The 2,847-nt window shown below is 47.9% G+C and carries 3 protein-coding genes; 2 read left to right on the plus strand and 1 reads right to left on the minus strand.

What is annotated here, in order from left to right:
* The coding region (locus tag ACTIE6_RS07370; RefSeq protein ID WP_439556023.1) for an NAD(P)H-dependent glycerol-3-phosphate dehydrogenase at positions 1-877 on the plus strand (877 nt) is incomplete at its 5' end.
* Positions 878-937: 60 nt separating this feature from the next.
* Entirely contained in the window at positions 938-2,053 is a 1,116-nt protein-coding gene (locus ACTIE6_RS07375; protein WP_439556024.1) for a sialidase family protein, read from the plus strand.
* On the opposite strand, the gene ACTIE6_RS07380 is transcribed toward ACTIE6_RS07375, so the two are convergent.
* A partial coding sequence (locus ACTIE6_RS07380; RefSeq protein WP_439556025.1) for a DEAD/DEAH box helicase occupies positions 2,050-2,847 on the minus strand: 798 nt, incomplete at its 5' end. The genes ACTIE6_RS07375 and ACTIE6_RS07380 overlap by 4 nt on opposite strands.

The following is a 2,847-nucleotide window of genomic DNA, read 5'->3' on the forward strand; positions in this document are numbered from 1 at the left end:
TCACATCCGCAAGTACCACCACAATCCGAGCTACCTCAGCGACGTGGTACTGCAACCCCGCAAAATCAAGGTTTTCGAGAAAACAACAGACGCAGTCAAAGGCGCAGACTATGTGATCCTGGCGGTTCCCGCTGCCTTCATCGAAGATGCACTGCATGATCTGACCTTAAAGCACCTGCAAGGCAAGCGCATTGTTTCTGCCATCAAGGGTATGATCCCCGGACAAAATATCCTGATCACCGATTGGGCTTCGGAGCGATTCGGTATCGCATTGAATGAAACCTGCGTGATTGCCGGTCCGTGTCACGCGGAGGAAGTGGCGCTTGAAAAGCAATCCTACCTTTCCATTGCTTCAACGGAATGCCCCGCAGCGGAGGATTTCGCCAAATTAATGACCTGCCGGTACGTAGCTGCTAATCCGTTAGACGATCTGTACGGAGTGGAATACGCGGCGATCATGAAAAACATTGTCGCACTGGCCTGCGGGATCACGCATGGACTTGGATATGGAGATAATTTTCAGGCTGTACTGGTGTCCAATGCGATGCAGGAAATCGGAAACCTGGTTACTGCGCTGGACAAGCGCAAACGCGACCTGAGCTCTTCTGCTTACCTGGGCGACCTGCTTGTTACCGCTTATTCGCAGTTCAGCCGCAACAGGCTTTTCGGGAATATGATTGGCCGCGGATATAGCGTAAAGGCTGCGCAACTGGAAATGAAGATGATCGCAGAAGGCTACTACGCTACAAAAAGCATTTTTGAGATCAATAAACTTTATCAGGTCAACCTGCCCATTACCCACGCTGTTTACAGGATTTTGTATGAGGAGCACGCGCCCGGGCTGGTGATGGATGATTTGAAGAAATTACTCAAGTAAGTAGCCTGATCCGGCTTTGCGCCGGTATCTTTTTTACCATTCTTACACCATCAATTTATTATGCGGATTAAACAAAATATCGCTACTGGCGTTACAGCTGCTCTTTTATTCGGATCAGTATTGCTCACTTCCTGCAATTCCAACAAAACCGACAATGCAGAAAAAGCTGCGTCCGATACGCTTGCATCAGAAAAGGAATTTGTCTTCGGCGATAATCGCCCGTTTCCTCAATGTCACGCTTCCACGCTGGTGCGGCTCAATGACGGAGAGTTTCTGATTGCCTGGTTCGGGGGGACAGAAGAGAAAAACCCTGACGTAGGTATCTGGCTGTCGAAAGGTCGGCCCGGTAAGTGGAGCACGCCGGTAGAAGTAGCCAAGATCCGCGAAGACGCGCACTGGAATCCGGTTTTACAAAAGACTGCGGACGGTAAGGTTTATTTATATTTCAAAGTAGGGAAAGAGATAGCGCATTGGGAAACCTGGGTGAAAACTTCCGACGACAATGGAAACACCTGGTCGGAAGCCTATGAGCTGGTGAAAGGCGACAAAGGTGGAAGAGGCCCCGTTAAAAACAAGCTGATTGAACTGTCAAACGGAGATTGGCTGGCGGGCTCTTCCAATGAAGTGAACCGCTGGGAAGTGTTTGTCGACAGAAGTACTGATAAAGGTAAAACCTGGAAAGCAAGCCCGTACTTCAAAATTGATACCACAGAAATCAAAGGTAAGGGCGCTATCCAGCCTACTTTATGGGAGTCGGAGCCGGGTAACATTCACATGCTGGTACGTACCACGGGCGGCGTAATTGGAAGAAGCGATTCGAAAGATTTTGGTAAAACCTGGTCTGAAATTAAGAAAACCAGTCTTCCAAATCCAAACAGCGGAATTGATCTGGCCAGGCTGACAGACGGTACATTGGTGCTTGCCTATAATCCCGACAATGAGAACTGGGGCTCCCGCTCGCCATTGTCGCTGATCCTTTCTTACGATAATGGTAAAAACTGGACTGACAAAACAGATATCGCAACCGGTAAAAAGGAAGACGAATATTCGTACCCGGCAATTATCAGCTTTGGCGACTCTGTGGCAGTTACCTATACTTACAACCGCCAGAAAATTGCATTCTGGTCGGGTAGCAAAAAGGATATTATAGAGCTGGCCAAAAAGGGAAAAAATTAATAACCCATTAAATCCAGGTCGTAAGATTCGAACATCTCGACTTTCTTACCCATCTTTTTCTGGATGATCTTAAAGTGGTGTACATCTTCGGGGCAGATCAGCGAAATGGCCTGTCCCGAAGCTTCCGCTCTTCCCGTGCGCCCGATCCGGTGGACATAATCTTTTGGTGAGCGCGGCAATTCAAAATTGATCACGTAAGGCAGGAATTGAATGTCAATACCCCGCGCCACGAGATCCGTCGCGACCAATACAGTCAGCTTTCCTGATTTGAATTTGTTCAAAGCCTCCGTTCTTGCACCCTGGCTTTTTTTACTATGCATTGCCAGCGCCTGAATGCCGTTTTTGTTGAGCTTGTCAACCAGGTTATCCGCAGTTCGCGTAGCTGAAACGAAAACCAGTACCTGCTGCATTTCCTGGGTTTTGATCAGGTATCTCAACAGCGGCCCACGCCGGTCGGGATCTACAAAATAGGCTGTTTGCTTAATCTGGTCAATGTTCTGTTCTTCTTCGGCAATTTCAATGCGCACAGGATCTTTAAGCTGTGTTTTGTTGATCTGATCAACTTCATCACCCAGCGTGGCTGAAAAGAGAATGCTTTGTCGCTTTTTAGGTAAAAGAAAGAAGATATCCTTCATTTCTTCTGCAAAACCCAGGTTCAGCATTTTATCAGCTTCATCCAAAACCAGGATCTGCGTTTGTGAAATATTCAATGCTTTGTAAGAAAGCAGATCAAGCAGCCTGCCCGGCGTAGCCACAAGGATTTCAACACCCTGCAGTCCGATCATTTGCGGATT

The sequence above is a fragment of the Dyadobacter sp. genome, assembly GCF_051859145.1.
Lineage (GTDB): Bacteria > Bacteroidota > Bacteroidia > Cytophagales > Spirosomataceae > Dyadobacter.

What these genes read in the sequence shown, in the direction of transcription:
- ACTIE6_RS07375 (WP_439556024.1), top strand. Translation starts at nt 938, where the DNA reads ATGCGGATTAAACAAAATATCGCTACTGGCGTTACAGCTGCTCTTTTA.